This window comes from Microbacterium sp. LWH10-1.2 (assembly GCF_038397765.1).
GTDB classification, from domain to species: domain Bacteria; phylum Actinomycetota; class Actinomycetes; order Actinomycetales; family Microbacteriaceae; genus Microbacterium; species Microbacterium natoriense.
Window position 1 is genome coordinate 1,737,791 of the sequence record NZ_CP151638.1, and the last position, 18,366, is coordinate 1,756,156.

General features: G+C 67.3%; 20 protein-coding genes and 1 tRNA gene. 13 read left to right on the forward strand and 8 right to left on the reverse strand.

What is annotated here, in order from left to right; all coding sequences use genetic code 11:
* Nucleotides 1-3 precede the first annotated feature (3 nt).
* The gene (locus tag MRBLWH10_RS08330) at nt 4-1,479 is read right to left on the reverse strand and encodes a helix-turn-helix transcriptional regulator (RefSeq protein ID WP_341942325.1); all 1,476 of its coding nucleotides are present in this window, start codon (nt 1,477-1,479) and stop codon (nt 4-6) included.
* 104 nt (nt 1,480-1,583) lie between these two features.
* Between MRBLWH10_RS08330 and MRBLWH10_RS08335 the strand changes: the two genes are divergently transcribed.
* From MRBLWH10_RS08335 to MRBLWH10_RS08380, 10 genes are all read left to right on the forward strand, one after another.
* Nucleotides 1,584-3,260, forward strand: a complete 1,677-nt coding sequence (locus tag MRBLWH10_RS08335) for a SulP family inorganic anion transporter (protein ID WP_341942326.1) — start codon at nt 1,584-1,586, stop codon at nt 3,258-3,260.
* 2 nt (nt 3,261-3,262) lie between these two features.
* Nucleotides 3,263-3,940: a GAP family protein gene (locus tag MRBLWH10_RS08340; protein ID WP_341942327.1), complete on the forward strand. Its 678-nt coding sequence runs from the start codon at nt 3,263-3,265 to the stop codon at nt 3,938-3,940.
* 61 nt (nt 3,941-4,001) lie between these two features.
* Nucleotides 4,002-4,376 carry a PLDc N-terminal domain-containing protein gene (locus tag MRBLWH10_RS08345; RefSeq protein WP_341942328.1) on the forward strand — a complete coding sequence of 125 codons (375 nt, stop codon included), beginning with the start codon at nt 4,002-4,004 and terminating at the stop codon, nt 4,374-4,376.
* Nucleotides 4,373-5,374, forward strand: coding sequence for a DUF1214 domain-containing protein (locus tag MRBLWH10_RS08350; RefSeq protein ID WP_341942329.1), 1,002 nt, complete (start codon nt 4,373-4,375; stop codon nt 5,372-5,374). Before MRBLWH10_RS08345 ends, MRBLWH10_RS08350 begins: the two co-directional genes overlap by 4 nt.
* Before the next feature lie 78 nt (nt 5,375-5,452).
* Nucleotides 5,453-6,853: a hypothetical protein gene (locus MRBLWH10_RS08355; protein ID WP_341942330.1), complete on the forward strand. Its 1,401-nt coding sequence runs from the start codon at nt 5,453-5,455 to the stop codon at nt 6,851-6,853.
* Nucleotides 6,850-7,644 carry a tyrosine-protein phosphatase gene (locus tag MRBLWH10_RS08360; RefSeq protein WP_341942331.1) on the forward strand — a complete coding sequence of 265 codons (795 nt, stop codon included), beginning with the start codon at nt 6,850-6,852 and terminating at the stop codon, nt 7,642-7,644. Before MRBLWH10_RS08355 ends, MRBLWH10_RS08360 begins: the two co-directional genes overlap by 4 nt.
* 431 nt (nt 7,645-8,075) lie before the next feature.
* Entirely contained in the window at nt 8,076-9,035 is a 960-nt protein-coding gene (locus tag MRBLWH10_RS08365; protein WP_341942332.1) for a hypothetical protein, read from the forward strand.
* A gap of 410 nt (nt 9,036-9,445) precedes the next feature.
* The gene (locus MRBLWH10_RS08370; RefSeq protein WP_341942333.1) at nt 9,446-9,811 is read left to right on the forward strand and encodes a hypothetical protein; all 366 of its coding nucleotides are present in this window, start codon (nt 9,446-9,448) and stop codon (nt 9,809-9,811) included.
* 32 nt (nt 9,812-9,843) lie between these two features.
* Nucleotides 9,844-10,824, forward strand: coding sequence for an ATP-binding protein (locus MRBLWH10_RS08375; RefSeq protein ID WP_341942335.1), 981 nt, complete (start codon nt 9,844-9,846; stop codon nt 10,822-10,824).
* Nucleotides 10,825-10,882: 58 nt separating this feature from the next.
* Nucleotides 10,883-11,308: a hypothetical protein gene (locus MRBLWH10_RS08380; RefSeq protein WP_341942336.1), complete on the forward strand. Its 426-nt coding sequence runs from the start codon at nt 10,883-10,885 to the stop codon at nt 11,306-11,308.
* A gap of 35 nt (nt 11,309-11,343) precedes the next feature.
* On the opposite strand, the gene MRBLWH10_RS08385 is transcribed toward MRBLWH10_RS08380, so the two are convergent.
* The 6 genes from MRBLWH10_RS08385 to MRBLWH10_RS08410 form a co-directional block, all read right to left on the reverse strand.
* Nucleotides 11,344-12,426: a hypothetical protein gene (locus MRBLWH10_RS08385; protein WP_341942337.1), complete on the reverse strand. Its 1,083-nt coding sequence runs from the start codon at nt 12,424-12,426 to the stop codon at nt 11,344-11,346.
* A 325-nt stretch (nt 12,427-12,751) separates the two neighbouring features.
* On the reverse strand, nt 12,752-12,991 hold the full coding sequence (locus tag MRBLWH10_RS08390) for a hypothetical protein (protein ID WP_341942338.1): 240 nt from the start codon (nt 12,989-12,991) through the stop codon (nt 12,752-12,754).
* 341 nt (nt 12,992-13,332) lie between these two features.
* Nucleotides 13,333-13,524, reverse strand: coding sequence for a hypothetical protein (locus MRBLWH10_RS08395; RefSeq protein WP_341942339.1), 192 nt, complete (start codon nt 13,522-13,524; stop codon nt 13,333-13,335).
* Nucleotides 13,521-14,189 (reverse strand): hypothetical protein, encoded by a 669-nt coding sequence (locus MRBLWH10_RS08400; RefSeq protein ID WP_341942340.1) that lies wholly within the window; start codon nt 14,187-14,189, stop codon nt 13,521-13,523. Before MRBLWH10_RS08400 ends, MRBLWH10_RS08395 begins: the two co-directional genes overlap by 4 nt.
* Nucleotides 14,186-14,785: a hypothetical protein gene (locus MRBLWH10_RS08405; RefSeq protein WP_341942341.1), complete on the reverse strand. Its 600-nt coding sequence runs from the start codon at nt 14,783-14,785 to the stop codon at nt 14,186-14,188. Before MRBLWH10_RS08405 ends, MRBLWH10_RS08400 begins: the two co-directional genes overlap by 4 nt.
* Nucleotides 14,786-14,789: 4 nt before the next feature.
* A complete protein-coding gene (locus tag MRBLWH10_RS08410; RefSeq protein WP_341942342.1) occupies nt 14,790-15,077 on the reverse strand; it encodes a hypothetical protein in 288 nt (95 codons plus the stop codon).
* 70 nt (nt 15,078-15,147) lie between these two features.
* On the opposite strand from MRBLWH10_RS08410, the gene MRBLWH10_RS08415 reads away from it, so the two are divergent.
* Together MRBLWH10_RS08415 and MRBLWH10_RS08420 are read left to right on the forward strand one after the other, a co-directional pair.
* Nucleotides 15,148-15,789: a hypothetical protein gene (locus MRBLWH10_RS08415; protein ID WP_341942343.1), complete on the forward strand. Its 642-nt coding sequence runs from the start codon at nt 15,148-15,150 to the stop codon at nt 15,787-15,789.
* Nucleotides 15,790-15,986: 197 nt separating this feature from the next.
* Nucleotides 15,987-17,216, forward strand: a complete 1,230-nt coding sequence (locus MRBLWH10_RS08420) for a tyrosine-type recombinase/integrase (protein WP_341942344.1) — start codon at nt 15,987-15,989, stop codon at nt 17,214-17,216.
* A gap of 118 nt (nt 17,217-17,334) precedes the next feature.
* On the opposite strand, the gene MRBLWH10_RS08425 is transcribed toward MRBLWH10_RS08420, so the two are convergent.
* Nucleotides 17,335-17,407 (reverse strand) — tRNA-Lys (locus MRBLWH10_RS08425).
* Between the two features lie 148 nt (nt 17,408-17,555).
* On the opposite strand from MRBLWH10_RS08425, the gene MRBLWH10_RS08430 reads away from it, so the two are divergent.
* Nucleotides 17,556-18,353, forward strand: coding sequence for an inositol monophosphatase family protein (locus tag MRBLWH10_RS08430; protein ID WP_223586552.1), 798 nt, complete (start codon nt 17,556-17,558; stop codon nt 18,351-18,353).
* The last annotated feature ends 13 nt before the right edge of the window (nt 18,354-18,366 follow it).

The following is an 18,366-nucleotide window of genomic DNA, read 5'->3' on the forward strand; positions in this document are numbered from 1 at the left end:
CCGCTAGCGCCCTTCGGAGACGAGCACCGCAGCGCGTCGCGTGGATACCCCGAACTTCCGGTAGATCGCGCGGATGTGGGACTTCACCGTGGGATAGGCGACTCCGAGGCGCGCCGCGATCTCCTCGGCGGTCATCGTGGTGCGCAGGAACGCCAGCACCTCCCGCTCGCGGTCCGTGAGTATCCCGGCGAGCGCGGCCGCGTGCGCTCCGCGCCTCTCGAACACGGCGAGCAGGAAGGACTGCTCGCTCGATCCCCAATGGGCATGGGCGCTGAGAAGGTCGGCGATCACCGGGTCGTCCGCGAGGAACGGCGCGAAGACGTGCTCGGACGCGGCGGTCTCCAGTGCTCTCTCGAGCTGCTCGTGGGCATGGGAGCCGCGCCCGGCGACGGAGTGGAGTGCGGCGGAGGTCACCAGCGTGCTCACCCTCGCGTACCGGGGCATCCCCGCAGCGGCGGCGAGCCGGAAGGCCTGGGTCGACATCACCGGCTCACCCATCACCCGATACAGCTCGGCGAGAAGAGCGTGGGCGACGGCGGCGCCGGTCCGAGTGAGCACGGGCGCCGAGAGAGCACGGGCGCGTTCGTCCTGCCCCTCTGCGTGCGCGAGCCAGGCCGAGACCACGCGACGGAGAGTGTCCCAGGGGATGCCGTGCTTGTCGGCCTTGCTGATCCCCCTGAGGAGGCCCGCCGCCGTGTGGTAGCGGTCCTCGCGCTTCGTCGCCACGAGGCTCATCACGTAGTACAGGCGCGCCAGCGCCTCGAAGTTGTTGCCGGGGCTCTCCTCGACGATGACCGATTCGAAGAGCACGATCGCCCGTTCGAAGTCGCCCCGCCAGTAGGCGATGCATCCGCGATTCGTTTCGGGGAGACCCCCCTCGAAGCGATCCCAATCAGACGGGTGCTCCGACGGCGGGAGCGCATCGAGCACCCTCTCGGCATCCGAGAAAAGCCCGGCCTGAGTGAGTGCGAACGCCAGGTTGGACTGGGCGAGTCGATGGGTCTCCGGCCGGTTCCGCAGACGAGCCTCGTCGGCGGCGGAGCGCAGGAGCGCGATGGCCCTGGCGAAATCCCTGCGGAGCCTGACCTCGGTCCACCCGAGCAGGAAAAGCGCCGACGGATAGTCGTCGTCCGCACCGCATTCGGCGAGCGCGACGTGGGCACGATCGGCGACGGCGGCCTTGGCTGCGGCGTCCGGAGCGAGCAGGAGGTCGGTGAAGCACGCGACGAAGTCGTCCTGAGCGACGCGCAGGCCCTGACCGCGCAGGTACTCCGCCCCGTACGAGTCGCCGGCGAGGTCGCGGCAGCAGGCTCTGATGAGGAGGATGTGCGGGTCGTGCGGGTCCTGGTGATCCACGCACAGCTGCTCGAGCTCTGCGGAATGGGACTCGATGATCAACCGCAACCAGTTCTTGCGCAGGATGCTCCGAGCCGCCTCGGGGTCCGCGAGCGCCAGCTCCTCGCGAATCGCCTCGATCATGCCTCCACGATAGCGGCGTCCGGAATATCGGAGCCGGCCGGCGTCTCATCCGCCGAGGATGAGACGCCGGCCGCAGCCGCCATCCGCACGCCAGGCTGGCAGCGATGAACCGTCTGCTCCCCGGCCTGAGTCGCCGGAACCTCGGCCGAGAGCTGCTCGCCGGGGTCACCCTGATCGCGATCTCCATCCCGATCAACATCGGCTACGCGCAGATCGCCGGTCTGCCCCCGGTCGCTGGCCTGTACGCGCTCGTGCTTCCGACGATCGTGTGGGCGATCGTCACCTCGTCGCGTCAGCTCGTGGCCTCGCCCGATGCCTCGGCGGCGGCGCTGGTCGCCTCCTCCATCGGCGGACTCGCGGCGGCCGGATCACAGGGCTATGCGACGATGGCGCTCGCGCAGGCGATCATCTGCGGTGTGCTCTTCCTCGCGATGTCCGCGTTCAAGCTCGGCTTTCTCGCGAACTTCCTCTCCACTCCCATCCTCGTCGGATTCATCGCGGGCCTCGCCCTCGACGTGCTCGTCTCCCAGGTCGCCAAGATGCTCGGCATCCACATCGACTCCGGCGCCGAGTTCGCGGAGAAGTGCGGGGCACTCGTCACCGGTCTCCTCGGCGCGAACGTCTGGTCGATCCTGATCTCGGCAACCGCTGTCGTCGTGCTCCTCCTGGGGCGAAAGACCCTCCCTATCGTCCCCTGGGCGCTGGTCGTGCTCGTGGTCGCGACGGCGGTCGTCGCTCTCACGCACGCCGGTGATGCGGGTGTCGCGGTCCTCGGCGCCGTGCCCTCAGGGCCGCCGGTGATCACCTGGCCGGTGCTCGACTGGCATCAGTGGATCGCTCTCGTTCCTTCGGCCCTCGCCCTCACGGCCGTGGCGACGACGGAGGGGCTGCTCGTCTCCCGCTCCTACGGGGAGCGGCACCGCTATCCGACACGACCGAACCGCGACCTCCTGGCGTTCGGGGTGGCGAACATCGCCGCGGGCGCGAGCGGCTCCTTCTCCGTCGGCGCATCCACGAGCCGGACGGCGGCGATGGATCAGGCCGGATCGCGGACCCAGCTCCCCTCTCTCGTCCTGGCCGCCGGCACCGTCCTCCTGCTCCTCTTCGGTACGGCTCTGCTCGCGGAGATCCCCTCGCCCGCGATCGGGGCGATCGTCGGCGTCGCCGTGGTCCCGCTGCTCGGCGTCTCGGAGTTCCGCGGGCTCTGGCGCCTGTCGCGCTTCGAGTTCTGGATCGCGGCCGTGTGCCTCCTGGTCACCGTGCTGGTGGGGGCCATCGCCGGGATCGTGGTCGCCTTCGTGCTGGCCCTGGTGAACCTCGTCCGTCGCGCCGCGAATCCCGCGATCGATGTGCTCGCCGAGAACGACGACCCCGGTGCGTCCCTGCTGGACGAGGCGCCGACCGGTGTCCTCACCGCAGACGGGGTGATCGTCGTGCGGATGTCCGCTCCCCTGTTCTTCGCCAACGGCACGGTCTTCGCACAGGCCGTCGAGAGAGCCGTCGAGGCCGCAGGCTCCGAGCAGGTGCACAGCCTCGTCGTGGACATGGAGGGCATCACCGATGTCGACGTGACGGCGGCGCACGCCTTCGACGGGCTCCGCACGTGGTTGCGGGACAGGGAGATCGTTCTCGCGTTCAGTCGCACCCGCGTCGGCGCACGTCCTCGCCTCAGCCGCTTCGGGATCATCGGCGACGACGACCCCGTCTACTCGACGAACCGTGCGGCGGTGAGCGCGCTGACCGGCGTCGACCATGGCCCCACCACCACGGAAAGGTCCTGACCATGCTCGCCACCGTCATCGGGGAGATACTGCCCCTCACTCTCGCCATCGCCGTCAGTCCGCTCACGATCGTCGCCGTCATCCTCATGCTGCTCTCGCCGAATGCTCGACGCACGGGGATCGGCTTCCTCCTGGGGTGGGGCATCGGCATCGTGGTGCCCGTGACCGTCTTCGTGCTGGTGGCGGGCGCACTGCCCCCGAAGACCGGTTCCGATGGACCGGACCCGATACGGGCGATCATCCAGTTCGTGCTCGCGGCGCTCCTGCTCCTCCTCGCCGTCGTGCAGTGGCGCAGGCGGCCGGAGCCCGGCGCAGAGCCCGCGCTGCCGACGTGGATGTCGGCCATCGATTCCTTCACCTTCGCGCGCGCCCTGGGGCTCGGCCTGCTGCTCTCGATCCCCCGTCCGAAGAACCTGCTGATCGCCGCCAGCGCGGGAATGCTCATCGGCGGCGCCGGCCTCTCCTCGGCATCCGCCGCGATCGCGACCTCGGTGTTCGTGCTCTGCGCGGTCTCCACGGTGCTCATCCCGGTCGTCGCCTACCTCCTGGCCGCGGAGCGCCTCCGCGCGCCCATGGAGGCGCTCCGCGAGTGGCTCGCGCGGGAGAACGCGGTGATCACGACCGTGCTGCTCGTCGTCATCGGCGTGCTCATGATCGGCAAGGGCCTCGGCTCGCTCTGACTCATCCATCCGTCGGGCCGCGACCTGCGCGCCCGCTCCTCAACGAAAAAAGGAATCACACATGTACTTCTGGGAAATCCTCAGCTGGATGCTCTGGGCCGTCGTCTTCATCAGCTACCTGTTCGCCCTGTTCGCGATCATCACCGACCTGTTCCGGGACCGCGCGCTCAACGGCTGGTGGAAGGCGGTGTGGATCGTCTTCCTGATCTTCCTGCCCTTCCTCACCGCCCTGGTCTACCTCATCGCCCGGGGAGGGGGCATGGCCGAGCGCGGACAGCGGGCGGCAGCGGACGCCGAGGACTCCGCACGGGCCTCACTCCGAGAGCTCGCCGGAAAGAGCCCCAGCGACGAGATCGCCGCCGCTTCGGCGCTCCTGCAGGCCGGCACGATCACCCAGGACGAGTTCGCCCTGCTGAAGTCGAAGGCGCTGTCATGAGCGCGGCCTCCGGTCTCGGACCCGGCACGGCGGGCCCCGCGCCCGTAGCGCGCAACACGTCACCCATCGAGGTCAACGTCCTGAACTTCGCCAGGGCGGAGACCGATCTCATGTTCTCGCGGCTGGATGCCGGCTCGGGCCTCGGCGTATGGAACCACACCTACCAGCTGAAGCCGCTCGACGATCAGCCGATCATCCGCCAGAATCGCGACACCCTGTACAGCAGTTCGATCGTGGACGTCCGGGATGGCGTGACGATCACGATCCCGAACACCCGTGGTCGGTACATCTCCGTGTTCGTGATCAATCAGGACCACTACGGCCAGGCCATCCTCCGCGACCCCGGTGAGCACGTGCTGACCCGCGAACTCGTCGGCACGGACTACGCGGGCATCATCGTGCGCATCCTCGTGGACCCTGCGGACGACGAGGATCTCGCCACGGTGAACCGTCTGCAGGACGCCCTCCGCATCGTCGGAGGCGGCACCGGACCGTTCCCGTTGCCGGTCTACGATCAGGAATCGCACACTGCGACGCGCGCCGCGATCCTCGACCTCGCGCGCGGCGTCAGCAAATACGACCATTCCTTCGGCACGGTAGAAGAGGTGGATCCGATCATGCACCTGCTCGGCACGGCATCCGGCTGGGGTGGACTCCCCGAGTACGAGGCCACCTACATCAGCGTCGACGAGAACCTCCCCGTCGACGAGTACCGGCTCCGCCTCGCCGATGTCCCCGTCGATGCGTTCTGGTCGGTGTCCCTCTACAACGCGGCAGGCTTCTTCGAGGAGAACGCCCTCGGAGTCAACAGCATCAACAGCCTCACGGCGATTCCGGATGCCGACGGCGGCGTCACCGTGCGCTTCGGCGTGCGAGTGGACGGCGTAGCGAACGCCCTGCCGATCATGCCCGGCTGGAACTACGTGTTGCGCCTGTATCGTCCGCGGCCGTCCGTCCTCGACGGCTCCTGGGTCGCGCCCCGTCCGGAGGTTCTCTGAGGAAGACGGGTGGGGGGCGGCCACGCCCCCCACCCGTCTTCCTCCTCTTTCTCCCCCATCCCCGTAAGGACTCGAAGAATGGTCCAGCAGACAGCCGAAGAGCTCACAGAGGAGCTCGCGCGACTCACCGCGGCCAACGCCGAACTCACCCGCGCGCTCGATCAGGAGCGCGAGCGGAGCACCACCGATTCGGAGAAGACTGCCGAGGCTGTTCCGCACACCAGACCACCGCGTCGCTGGGGCCGGACGCTCCTGGCGACGACGCTGATCGCGGTCGGCGTGTTGCTGTCCCCCGTCGCCGTGGTCTCGACCTGGGCGCACGGACAGCTCACCGACACCGCCTACTTCGTCGACACGTTCGCACCGCTGGCGAAGGATCCGGCCGTGCAGGACTTCGTCGCCGACCAGGTCATCGCTGCGATCGAGTCCCAGATCGACATCGATCGCATCGCGGACGACCTCTTCGCCGGTCTCCAGGATCTCGACGTCGGGCCGAGGGCCCAGGAAGCGCTGACGCTTCTGCAGGCTCCTGCCGTGTCCGGCATCCGAACCCTGATGGAGACGACGGTGACGGGCTTCATCACGTCGGACGCCTTCGCGGCGATCTGGGCCGACGCGCTCGAGTTCACCCATCGCCAGCTGGTGAACACGGCCACGGGCAGGGAGGACGCGGCGATCACGATCGGCGCCGGCCAGGTCGAACTGCAGCTCGAGCCGATCATCCAGGCGGTGAAGGACGAGCTCGTCGCCGATGGCTTTCCCCTCGCCGACCGCATTCCGACGATCACTCGGTCGATCGTGATCGCCGAGGGCGATTCCGTCGGCCTCTACCTCGCCGTGTACCACCTCGTCGTCGCGATCGGCGTGTGGGTGCCCTGGCTCATGCTGATCGCCCTCGTCGCGGGCGTGCTGTCGGCTCGCAGCCGGGCGCGCGCGGCGGCCTGGGCATCCGGAGCCGTCCTGGTGATGATGCTGCTGCTGGGGATCGGCGTCGACGCCGGGCGGAACGTGTTCGCGCTGGCCGTTGCCTCCGCCATCCCGCACGACGCGGCGCTGGCCGTCTACAGCGAGGTCCTCGGATTCGTCGCGAGCATGACTCTCGTGCTGGGCACCCTCTCCGCCGCCGTGCTGGTGATCGCGCTCCTCGCAGGCCCGTCGCGCTGGGCTCTCGGTCTCCGACAGCACGCGCGCCGCGCGACCACCGCGTTCAGGAGCAGCGCGGAAGCGCACGGCTTCACCACAGGAGTCTTCGGGGAGCGCGTGGAGCGCGGCAAGAGACCGCTTCGGATCCTCATCGGCGCCTCCTGCGCCGCGTTCATCCTGCTCATGCGGCCACTCACGCCCGGGATGATCGTGGGCACCGCTCTCGTCGGCATCGGCGCGCTCGCGGTCCTCGAGCTCCTCTCGCGTCCGGCACCCGTCCCGACGCGACCAGCACCATCCACCAGCGAAGACCTCTCGAAGGAGATAAGAGCATGAATGACACCCACGACCGCACGGTCCCCCTCGCCAGCGCGCCGAACCTGCGCGATCTCGGCGGGATCCCCACCGAGCACGGGACCGTGAAACGCGGTGTCCTGTATCGGTCGGCGACGCTCTCGTCGCTGACCGATATCGACCAGCACTGGTTCGCCACGGCCGACGTGCGCACGGTGTACGACCTGCGCACAGCGGACGAGGCCGCCGCGTCACCGGACAACCTCCCGGCCGGCACGATGGGCCGGAACCTGGACGTGCTCGCCGACAGCCCGACCAGCGTGGCCGCGGGCCTTGCAGAGCTCGCCGCCGATCCGGGAGCCTTCGCGTCGACTCTCGCGAACGGCCGCGGTGAGGCGCTGTTCGAGGAGACCTATCGCGACCTGGTCCGGATGCCTTCGGCCGTGAGCGCCTACCGCTCGTTCTTCCTGAGCCTGATCGACGGCGACCGTCAGGGTGCTGCCCTGTTCCACTGCACCACCGGCAAGGACCGCACCGGGTGGGCGGCGGCGTCAGTGCTCTCGCTTCTCGGCGCCGACATCGACGACGTGTACGACGACTACCTCCAGACCAACACCGACCTTCTGCCCGCCCTGGAACCGCTGCTGCAGCAGGCGGAGGCACACGGTGTGGAGCGTGACGTGCTCCTTCCCGTCCTCGGTGTGCGCGAGAGCTACCTCGCCGCGGCCTTCGCGGAGGTCGATGAGCGCTTCGGCGGCATGCGCACCTATGCGGCGGAGGGGTTGGGGCTGACCGACGAGGAGATTCACGCACTCTCGGTGCTGCTCACCTGAGCCGCGCGCTCCCGCGCGAAAGCCGACACGTGGCTTCTTCGCCACGGATGCAGAAAAGCCTCGGAGACTGGCGAGAGTCTCCGAGGCTTATCCGTGCACCCCCAGGGACTTGAACCCTGAACCCACTGATTAAGAGAGAGATGAGGTGTGTGCATCGGGCGTACCCGGATCGTGTCGGTTGCGTCTCGGATCCCGCTCGCTACCTGGGCACGACTCGCTCACGACTGACGGAACGTGCTGCACCGTGTACGGACCGTTTGCTAGCAAACAGTTAGCCGATAGCTAGCAAAGACTGCACCCCCCTACCCTCCCGTCTTCGAACGACAGCGCAAGCTAGGCGTAGGTCGCCGCCGCCACAGACATGACGCGCTCAGAAGATCGGGGAGATCAGTGCATCACGACTAACTCATCAAGTAGGCCATGATGTCGGCATGAGCCAATCGAAAGAACCGAGTCGCCATTTCAAGCGCATTGGCATCCTGATGCAAGAATCGCTGGACTTCATCGGCGAATCTGCCGCTCACCACAAGACTCAGATCAAAGTGCTAGCAGTTCCGCGATTTGATCCAGACCACCGGCGCGCGGTGTACGTCGTTCGCGCGCGCGGAGAGCTCGTACCAGTCGAGCTCGAGTACAAGCTCAGCAACATCCTGTTCCAAGCCCGTGCCACGCTTGATCGGGCCGTCTTTGCTGCCTCTCACGCCAACCCTCAACTGACCTGGACGAGGCAAGAAGACGTCCAGACCGCGTTCCCCATCGCCGCGACGGAAGCCATCTGGAACTCGCATGCGGCACGCAAGCACATCGCACATCTCGGGAAACGAAAGATCGCCCAGATACGTTCAATTCAACCGTTCGTGACGGGCGCCTCCCTGCCAGAGCTGCTCAACGACCTTCATCGTTTCGACAAGCATCGAGAACCGCTAACTCTTTCGCTCATCGCTGATCCACAGTTTCCGATGCCGTTCAATCACGTCACAGATCACCCTGCAGGGCCAGGTGAGTGGTGGATCGATTTTGCGCAGCCAAACCCGCCGCTCGCACCCGGCATCGAACTCGTCGAACGTCGAACTACTCGTCCAATGGTCGCCGCCGGGCCCGAGGACATTCCCGTAACGTTGGCTGCACGAATCGGAGGCGAGCTAGTCGACGTGCAGGACTTGCTATGGGACACCATGGAGTATGTGAGCCGCGCCGCCGAAATCCTCGAGGGCCAGAGGCCGACGGTCGCTAACGCGCTGGCAGCCTACTTTGCGGCTGAACGCCGTCAGCTAGCGGCCTTCCAGCGCGGGATGCTCGATGACGATTGGGACGAGTGGCTGAGTATCGCAAACCCCCAGCCTGAGGCTGGCCAGAGCTTTCGTCGTCCGGCGGTCGACCGCGAACATTGAGCAACCGCGACCAACCGAGGACCGGCCACGTGGCAGAAATCACCTAGGCAGAAGAGCCGGGGTGTGCACCATAGAGCGGACGCACCAACTCTCCCAAGTCGATCTCGAATGCCTGGGCGATGCGGAACCATGTGGCCAGAGTGCCAGTCGTCGCTGGCTTCGTAGGGTTGCGCCGGGGACGACCGGACTCGAGGGCCACGATCGTTGCACGACCGACGCCCGATCGCGCAGCCAACTCGTCGTAGCTCCACCCACGGGCATGGCGCAGTTTCGCCAGATGGAGTCGGAGCGCTTCGAAATCGGGGTCAGCTACGGGAGAGGTCACGACACCAGCCCAGCCGTCGGAGCTCTGCGCTACGTTATGGCTAGTCATCACGATGATGGCTAGCCACACTTGAAGGAGACTGACCGTGAAGAGAACCACACCCCGCGTCGCCGCCACGCTTGCACTCGGCATCCTCGCCACCGCGCTCACCGCGTGCTCAGGGGCCCCTGCCTCCTACTCGTCGCCTGAGGCTCTGAAGAGCGCCTACGTCGACGCCGGCGGCGCGTGCGACAAGACGTTGGAAGTAGGCGAGGACATGCTGTCCGAAGGTGCTCACGGGGTCTTCTGCGGGTTCACCATCCTCATTGTGTTCGATGACGAGGATGCGAAGAACCGTTACCTGGCCCGCACCGGCGACGTCGAGAGCTACACAGTCAGCGGTGAGCGCTGGCTCGCCTCGGGGGACGACAGAGACGTGCTCGACAAGCTCGGCGGCTCTCCCGTCGAGTGACAGGGAGATCGCATTCACGCCATGATGAGGGCGTGAATGCGACTCAACTCGAAGCACTTGTCTTGCAAGCGGTCGACGCCGTCAAGGCAGGGGTGAATCCCGAGGACGACCGGATCGAATTCAAGAGGGACTGGCCAGGAATCGACAAAGCACGGCAGCTCGCTGCGGCGGCCAATCAGGCACGAGGTGATCACATCATCTACGTGATTGGGGTCGACGACAAGACTGGCATCGTGCACCCCCTCGACGGCACTGATCCGGCAACATGGTGGGCGCAATTCGAAGCCCGTTTCGATGAGGTGGCCCCCGAGCTTGTACGCCATGTTGCTCTGGCGGTCTCACCTGAGGAGAGAGTGGTCGCCCTACTCTTTCGAACTGATCGAGCGCCGTACTTGGTGAAGGTCGGCGCGGAAGGTGGCGGACAGCTTGAGGTGCCAATCCGTGCTGGGACGAGGACACGCAGCGCCAAGCGTCACGAGCTACTACGAATGCTCTATCCGGCGGTACACGTACCGCAGATCTCAGCCATCGCCGCGGCGCTGTATGTCTTCGACCGCGGCTACTCAGCCCCGCCCGGCGCTTTGGCAATGAGCTTGTGGGTCAAGGCGTACTTCGACTCTTCAGACGATTCGACTCCCTTCCTCCCCTACCACCTTGCCCACGCTGAGGCGATCGGCGGTGAGTTCCACGCTAGGGGCGAGGTCTTCACCGATTCACCCCCTTCAGGCAAGGCCGCTCGTCGTCGTCCCGAGATACGAACCGATGGTGTTGCTGTTGGTGGTCCAGGGACGGCCCCGCTCTACGCCCGCTGGTTTCTCCCTATCGACGCGTTCAGCCAAATACGGGCGATCGCTCGTTGGCGTGTTCGGCTCGCGCTCCCAGTCAGCGGCACAGACAAGATCGCCTCACTCGAGATCGACCTCGGCAATCAGCAACAGGACGTTCAGGATGGCAGGCGCCGGGAGGCGGCCTACGCGTGGTCTCTCTACGGCGATGGGCGCCGCCACGCGTAAAGTAGGTTTCATGTCAAATGACAAGCAAATGACAACGCGAAAGCCCAACGCGAAGTCAATGCAGCGCGTAGCCGACGCGTGGGCGTTACGCGTGCGCGGGTCCACGTGGGACGAGATCGCGGCTGCGGTCGGATACGCGAACGGCCCGAACGCGCTGCGTGCGGTCCGCAACTATGTCGGCCGGCTGCCGGAGCCGTCGATGCCCGAGCTGCGCTCGCTGTGGCGGGAGCGCCTCGAGTTCCTCTGGCCGGTCGCCGTGCGCGATGCCGAGAGTGGCAAGCCGGGGGCGATGCGTGCGGCCGTTGCGGTGGCACAGAGGGCGGCCCAGCTCGACGGCCTGGATCAGCCGCAGCGCGTCGAGGTGAACGCGAGCGCCGCGGAGATCGCGCAGCTGGTGAACCTGCTCTCCCGGTCGCAGGGAGGCGCCACAGAGGCGGACGTCTTCGAGCTTGACGTCATCGACGCCGAAGTCATCGACGGCTGAGCCGCGCCCTGCCGCTCAGCCGTCGATGCTCGGGTTCAGATCGGCCAGCCGCGGTCGGCGTCAGCTTGTCGCGCTTCGGCTTCCTCGAGCGCACGCTGCTCGGCGATGGCGGTGCGCCTGATCTCGTTGACGCGGGCCTGGTAGTCCTGACGCAGGCCATCGGGCAGCGAGCTCGGGTAATTCAGGCGCGCGCTCTCGCGCACCTCGGCCCAGGTATCGGCTGCGTACTCCCAGCGCTCGGCGGTGCCCGGATGCCCCGGGTCGACGAGCTCCGCGAACAGCCGCATGTGCTCGCCGTAGCGGACGCTCATGTCGGCGCCGGACGCCCCGCTAAGCGCTTCGAGCGCGACGGCGCGCAGTCGGAGGATCTCCCTTGATGCGGGGCGCCTGTCTGCAACCTGAGCGCATTCCGCACACCACGGGGCTGGAGCGCCATCCTTCCAGCGGATCGGTGACTGCCGCCAGCCTCGTGAGAGTGCGACACCGCATGCACCGCACGGCCCGTCGGTGCAACGGTGCGCCTCCGTATCGAAGTAGCGCTGGTGCTCAGCGTCCCTGACTGCCTCTGCGAGTGCGTCGCGGGACGTCTCCTTCACGTGCTTCCATGCACCGCCAGCCCAAGCCGATGCAGAGCTGAGCTCCGCGAACCTGCATGCGAAGACCGGGGCGACCTGAGGCAGCGGACGTCCGTCGTCGCCGACGAGTCGCGGCGGCTGCACTGCCCAGAGCGCGTCCTGTGCGATCGTGTCGTTCACGCTCAGCCCGGTCAGTGTGCGCACGACGGCCACGGGATCGTTGCACCCGGTGTGCATGCGCGTCCATCCGTGGAGGGCGGGCAGGCTCTCACGGCGACGCCGGGCATCGATATTGAGTGCGGCTGCCGTTGGCTCGCCGTCGGTGACGCCAGTGCCGGCGGCGACGATTCCGCCGCAGACCGCGCAGACAGCCCGCGGGCGGACAGCTCGGTCGGCGGCGTACTCCGCGAACTTCGCTCGTGCCGCAGCGAGCGGCGTGGTGATTGTGGACATGGGCGGAATCCTCTCGTTGTGCGGAAGAGATGCCGGGGTGACGGGAACCATCGCCACCCCGGCAAGGGCGTGCCGATCGGCGACGCCCACCCGGCCTACGCGCCGGGTGCCTGGTGCGAGGGGCCATGTGGCCATTCGCGAAGTCTGAATCGGTAGGCAGGTGGCTCGGACTTGCTACTCACGCGACGCAGCGTGAGACTTCCGCGCCATTGCGCCCAGCTGATAGCCGCGCCAACGGATCGCTCCGCCCATCCGAGACTCTGCGCGAGCTCCGCGCGCGAGGCGGAGACTTCGCCGCGCGAGTCTGCTCGCCCGCTGAGGGTCGCGAGGAACTCGAGCTCATCGGCAGTCGGCGCGTCGTCGTCGTGAAACGCTTCGAGCAAGCGCGCATGTTCGGCCCCGATCCACTGTGCGCTCATCGGTTCACCGTCCGGCTCTGGGCGAACAGATCCAGCAAGACGGGCGCCCATGCCTCGCGATCGATGGCCGCCATTGTCGTAGCTTCAAGCGGCCTCTCAGGGTTGAACCTCAGCACGCGCTTCGCGATGAGCAGATTCCATGCCTGCTGCGCGGCCTTTACGCCGATCACCTGCTCTGAAACCCGGAGCACGGCGCTCGCTCGCGCATTCGCTCCCGCATTGTCGACGATGGCCATGAGCCGAACGGCGCCGACGATTGGGTCCGGTAGCTTCCGCTGTGCTGCACGAGGCTTGGGCCTCCGCACGGCGAGGACTCGTTGTTGTGCATTGGCGCCTGTCTGCGTGTTTGGGCTTCCTGGCCGCTCAGACCGCGCTGAGCGCCTGGCGGCGATTCTGAGCGCCCAGCGCGCAAGGATCAGCTCATCGACGCCCGGTCCGCCTGCGGAGGCGGTGAGGGAGGCATACAGCTGCTCTGGCACGGCGCAACGCGGATGCATCCCCCCTGCGGCGAGCGCGGCGGGTGTCGGCGCGACGGGACCGCCGCAGAGGTCGCAGCGGAGAGGAAGGACGGAGGCGGTCATGCCTGTGCCTCTCGTTCATTGGCCCACTGCGCGTAGAACGGGCAGCCGGGCTCGTGCAGGACGGCGATGCGTGCGCCGTTCGGGGCCGGACTCGCAATCAGGATGGCGTCGCCGTTGCAGTCGGCGCAGGGGCGGGAGTAGTCGGCACCTGGCGCCGTGGGCAGGTGACTCGTCGGGCGGGTACTCATGGCTGGCTTCCTTCCATCGTGTGCTCGTTGACGTGGGTGAGCATGCCGGGCTCGGCGTGCGTGCGTGCAGCGACCGCTCTCGCTGCGGCGAGCTGAACGTCGGCGGCGGATACCTGTGATTCGAGTTCGCTCACGGCCGCCTCCGCGGCGTCGAGGTGGGTGAACATGTTGGGGATTCGCGCCAGGAAGCGGCTGTGCAGCGCCTCATCCCCCTGCGCGAGCACCGCGAGACGCCTGTCGATCGACTCCCGGCGGCCTCGGTCGCGCTGTCGCACGATCAGGTCTGAGGCCGCGTCGGTCGCGCCCGTCGTGCTCGCCTCTCCGGAGAGCACCTTGGCCGCCTCTGCGATCGCTCGTGTGATGCTCTGGCGAGCGTTCGGCACGCTTGTTGAGACGTGTATCGATGGATCACCTTCATCGACCTGGCAGAAGATGTCATCGCAATCGTCGAGTTCGAGGAGGACACGGAGGTAGGCACTCGCGATGGCGACGAGTGATGTCGCGTAGCCGAGTGCGGTCGCGATGTCATCGAGGGTCAGACCTCGGTAGGTCGCAGCATCCGTCTCCGGATCCGCGTGAAACCAGTTCCGAATGTGGGGGAAGCGCAGTAGCCACGTCTGCCCCTCTCGGGTGAGCGTGCGCACGGTGAGATCGAGAATCGTCATGCCGTCTTCCTTCCTACTGCTCTGATCGCTCGCATTCGCTCCAAGGGGTCTGAGGGCGACGCGCCCGCAGCGGTAGCGGAGGGAGCGGCGGTGTCAGACCCCGCGCTTTCCTTCCCCTCGCCCTCTTCCTCCCTAGGGGTCGGGTCGGGCTCGGGACGGGTACGGGTAGCGGTCACTGACTTGTCATGTGACTGGTCGCGTGACTGGTCACGCACGGCTGAGCAGCGTGTGCATTTCGAGTGGTCGCCAGCGGAGTGCAGCCGACTGCGCTCACGCCAGGTACGGTTCTTCTCTGCGTTGGCCGTCTTGCGCTCCTTGACTATCGCGGCGCTCTCCTGGTCCTTCCACTCGATCTGGTACGAGGTCTCGGCATCGATCCACAGCCCAGCGACCAGTAGTTCCGCAACGACATGCTGAACATCGTCGAGGCCAGCGAGCGCTGCCAACACGGCCGCTGAACGCTTCGGAATGAGACCGTCAAGCAGCATCCGGTTCGCCCACACCAGACCGACGATGTGCAGCCGGAAGGCCTCTGCAGAGAGCCCCATGATGTCTGCGCGGTCGGCGAAGTCGTCAGAGAGGCGAGTCCAGGTCATGGGGTCAGCCTCCCCGTACGCTTTCGGTGTTCGTTGAGGTGCGAACTCCGAGCAACACGACCTCGGGATCGAACCCAAGAGCCCGCAGCACGTCGGAGCCGCGAACGTAGAACCGCGCTCCGATCTGCTGCACGGGAGCCGGGAACTCCCCGAGACGATGCAGCTCGTATGAACGCGCCCGACTCAGTCCGGCGATGAGCCGGCCGGCGGTCGGAAGCGACATACGAGCCGGGATGTCGCGCAGCTCGCCGAGTGCGACGTGCCGGGGTGGTGTCGGTGTGTCCTTGTCCATGCGGTAAGCCTATCCACAAGCAATAATCATTAGTTGCTTTGGTTTATGTGTGACTGCGTATAATCAAGGCATGAACTCTCTCCTGATCCGCCCTCACTTCGCGTACGTATCGCGCTGGGATGACCTTTCGCGACAGTTCGATACACCCGACGCCGCTGCTTTCGTCTCGACCTCCGGCCCGCTCTACAGCGCGTTCCTAGAGAGAACGACACCGCGTCAGATACTGGAGGGAATCACGATTGTCGACTACGACCACGGCGTGCTGTATGAAGTCATCGCCGAGCGCCGAAACGGCGTGCCGACCCTGCTCCGCAAGACGGTTGCACCGTACGGCCGGGATACGTTGAACGATGCCGCTCAGCTCCATGACGGCTTTCTGGCGACCGTCGCAGTCGACTACCTGGAGAACGATGCGCCAAAGACGCCCCTTGGCGCCGTCGAGCGAGAGGTGGAGCCCGAGAACCGCCCTCGCACTACCCGACCCTCGCTCGAGCGAATCGCTAAGTTCGCCCGCGACCAGCAGGCTCTGTACGACGCGGCGCAAGCGGCCGGCGCGAGTCGACAGGAACTGACCAAGCTTGCGGCGCGTCATGCGCTCGCAAAGGCCTTTCACGTGCACGTACAGACCGCCGATGTCTGGCTCAGACAAGCGCGCGAAGCGAAGCTCCTACCAGCAGCCAAAGTAGGGCGACCCAAGAAGGACAAGTCCTGATGAGCATGACGACTGCACGAACCGGCGGCGGCGTTTCCCAGCGCCACACCGCATGCGATTGTGAACGCACCCACACCCCCGGATGCAGCGGCTCCCGCTGCCGGTGTCCGCGCAATCACGGCGCCCGCTGCGCACACCGGGTGCGGCCCGACGGCAAGACGGCGTGCGGCTGCCCCTGGGCGTACGCTGCCAGCGCCGTGCGCGCCGGTAAGCGAGTCCAGGCGACCGGCAGCGGCTACAGCTCGCGCAGTGCGGCGCTCCGCGCTCGCGCGGAGGCGATCGAGACGCTGCGCCGCGCGCCGGCCGCAGCACGCCGCGGCGACACGCTGGGCGAATGGCTGGCGAGCTGGCTCGAACGTCGCTCGAGCGGATCCAACGCACTGCGCCCGGCGACGCTCGCCGAGTACAAGCGCCTGTCCGCGATCATCCGCGACGTGATCGGCGGCGAGCGGCTGCGCGACGTCACGGCAGACACGCTCGACGACCTCGAACGACACCTGCACAAGGCAATCCCCGGCAAGCTCACGACGCACGCCCGCGTCTTCGCCGTGCTGCAGAGCGCGCTCCGCGACGCGTACCGGCGCGGGATGATCGCCGACGACCCCACACGTCGCCGCGACGCCGTGCGGGCGCCGAAGACGCGCCGCGCCATGATGCAGCCGGAGCAGTTCGCTCGGCTCGTCGACTGGATGGCCGGCCGCCGCGAGCGCATGGCACCCGTCTTCTGGGTCGCCGCCGCCACGGGCCTGCGGCGCGGCGAGCTCGCTGGACTCCGCTGGATCGACGTCGACCTCTCAGCGGCGCGGCTGATCGTCGCGCAGCAGGCGGTGCAGGTCGGGCGTGAGGTGATCGTCGGCGCGCCGAAGACGGCAGCGGGCGAAGGTCGAATCGTGATGCTCGACGCGCGCACGGTCGAGACGCTCCGCGATGTGCAGTTGCAGCAGACGAAGGACGCACGAGCGTGGGGCTCGGACTACCGCAACGATGCCGCGCTCGTGTTCACGAACGAAGACGGCTCGGCGCTCGTGCCGGAGCAGCTCACGCGCGCACTCCCCCGCATGATCAAGCGGTACAACGCAGAGCGCCGGGTGTACGCGCTCGACTCCGATCAGGATGCCGCCGAGCTGCAGCGACTCGCACGCGCGCACGGCATGGGCGAGCGTCGCCTCTCGGAGATCCGAGCCGACGAGACGTTGCAGGGCGATGCTCTACCCGCGGTGACGTTCCACAGCTTGCGTCACCTGCACGCATCGATCCTGCTCGCCTCCGGCCGCGGTCTGCAGGCCGTGCAGCGACGTCTGGGCCACAGCTCGATCACGGTGAGCACCGACCTGTACGGGCACATGATCGAGAGCGCCGCGCTGGCCGACGCGGAGGCTGCAGCCGCCCTCATTCCGGCACGGTCACGGGACGTCGGAACGACCTGAACTCAGAGGCTCAGCTAGCAATCAGCTAGCACCGCGACGAATCCGAGCACCCAGCGTCGCGGCGAAGCGTAGCCGTGACACAGAAAGAGCCCCGATCTGGCGAGAGATCGGGGCTTTGTGCACCCCCAGGGACTTGAACCCTGAACCCACTGATTAAGAGTCAGTTGCTCTGCCGATTGAGCTAGAGGTGCGTGGCCCGGTGAATCCCCCGGCCGAGGAATTACATTACCAGCGGATGGGCTCCATGTGAAATCGAGCACATCCCTTCACTCCCGCCGCGCGTGTCGCACTGCGTCCAGCGCGCCGGAGGCCGCTCGCTCCGCCGACTATCCTGGACTGGTGACCGCCTCCCCCAGCGCCGACAGCCTCTCCGCCGACCTCGAACTCGCCCTCCGGCTCGCCGACGCCGCCGATGCGCAGGCGCTGCCACGCTTCGACAGCGCCGACCTCGAGATCTCCACCAAGGCGGACAACTCGCACGTCACCGACGCCGACCTCGCGACGGAGCGCGCGATCCGCGCGATCCTCGAGACCGAGCGCCCCGAGGACGGCATCTTCGGCGAGGAGTTCGGCGCCCAGGGCGACACGCACCGGCAGTGGATCGTCGATCCGATCGACGGCACCGCGAACTTCCTCCGCGGAGTGCCCCTCTGGGGCACCATGATCGCGCTCGCCGTCGACGGCGTGCCGCAGGTCGGCGTGGTCAGCATGCCGGCGCTCGGGCGTCGCTGGTGGGCCTCGACGGGAGCCGGAGCCTGGACGGCGACGGATGCCGGCCCGCGCCGCCTCCGCACGTCCGCCGTCGCCTCCCTCGACGATGCGAGCGTCAGCTTCCAGAGCATCGCGCAGTGGTCGCAAGCGGGTCGCCTCGACACGCTGCTGACCCTGGCCGATCGCGTGTGGCGCGACCGCGCCTACGGCGACGTCTTCGCGTACATGCTGCTCGCGGAGGGGCGCCTGGACATGGTCGCGGAGTTCGACGTCAAGGAGTACGACATCGCCGCCGCCGTGCCGATCGTGCGCGAGGCCGGCGGACGCATGACGGCCTTCGACGGAGCCGAGACGATCTCGGCTCGCTCGACACTGGCAACCAACGGCATCCTTCACGACGCCTTCCTGGAACTCCTGCACGACTGACACTCGACGAGGC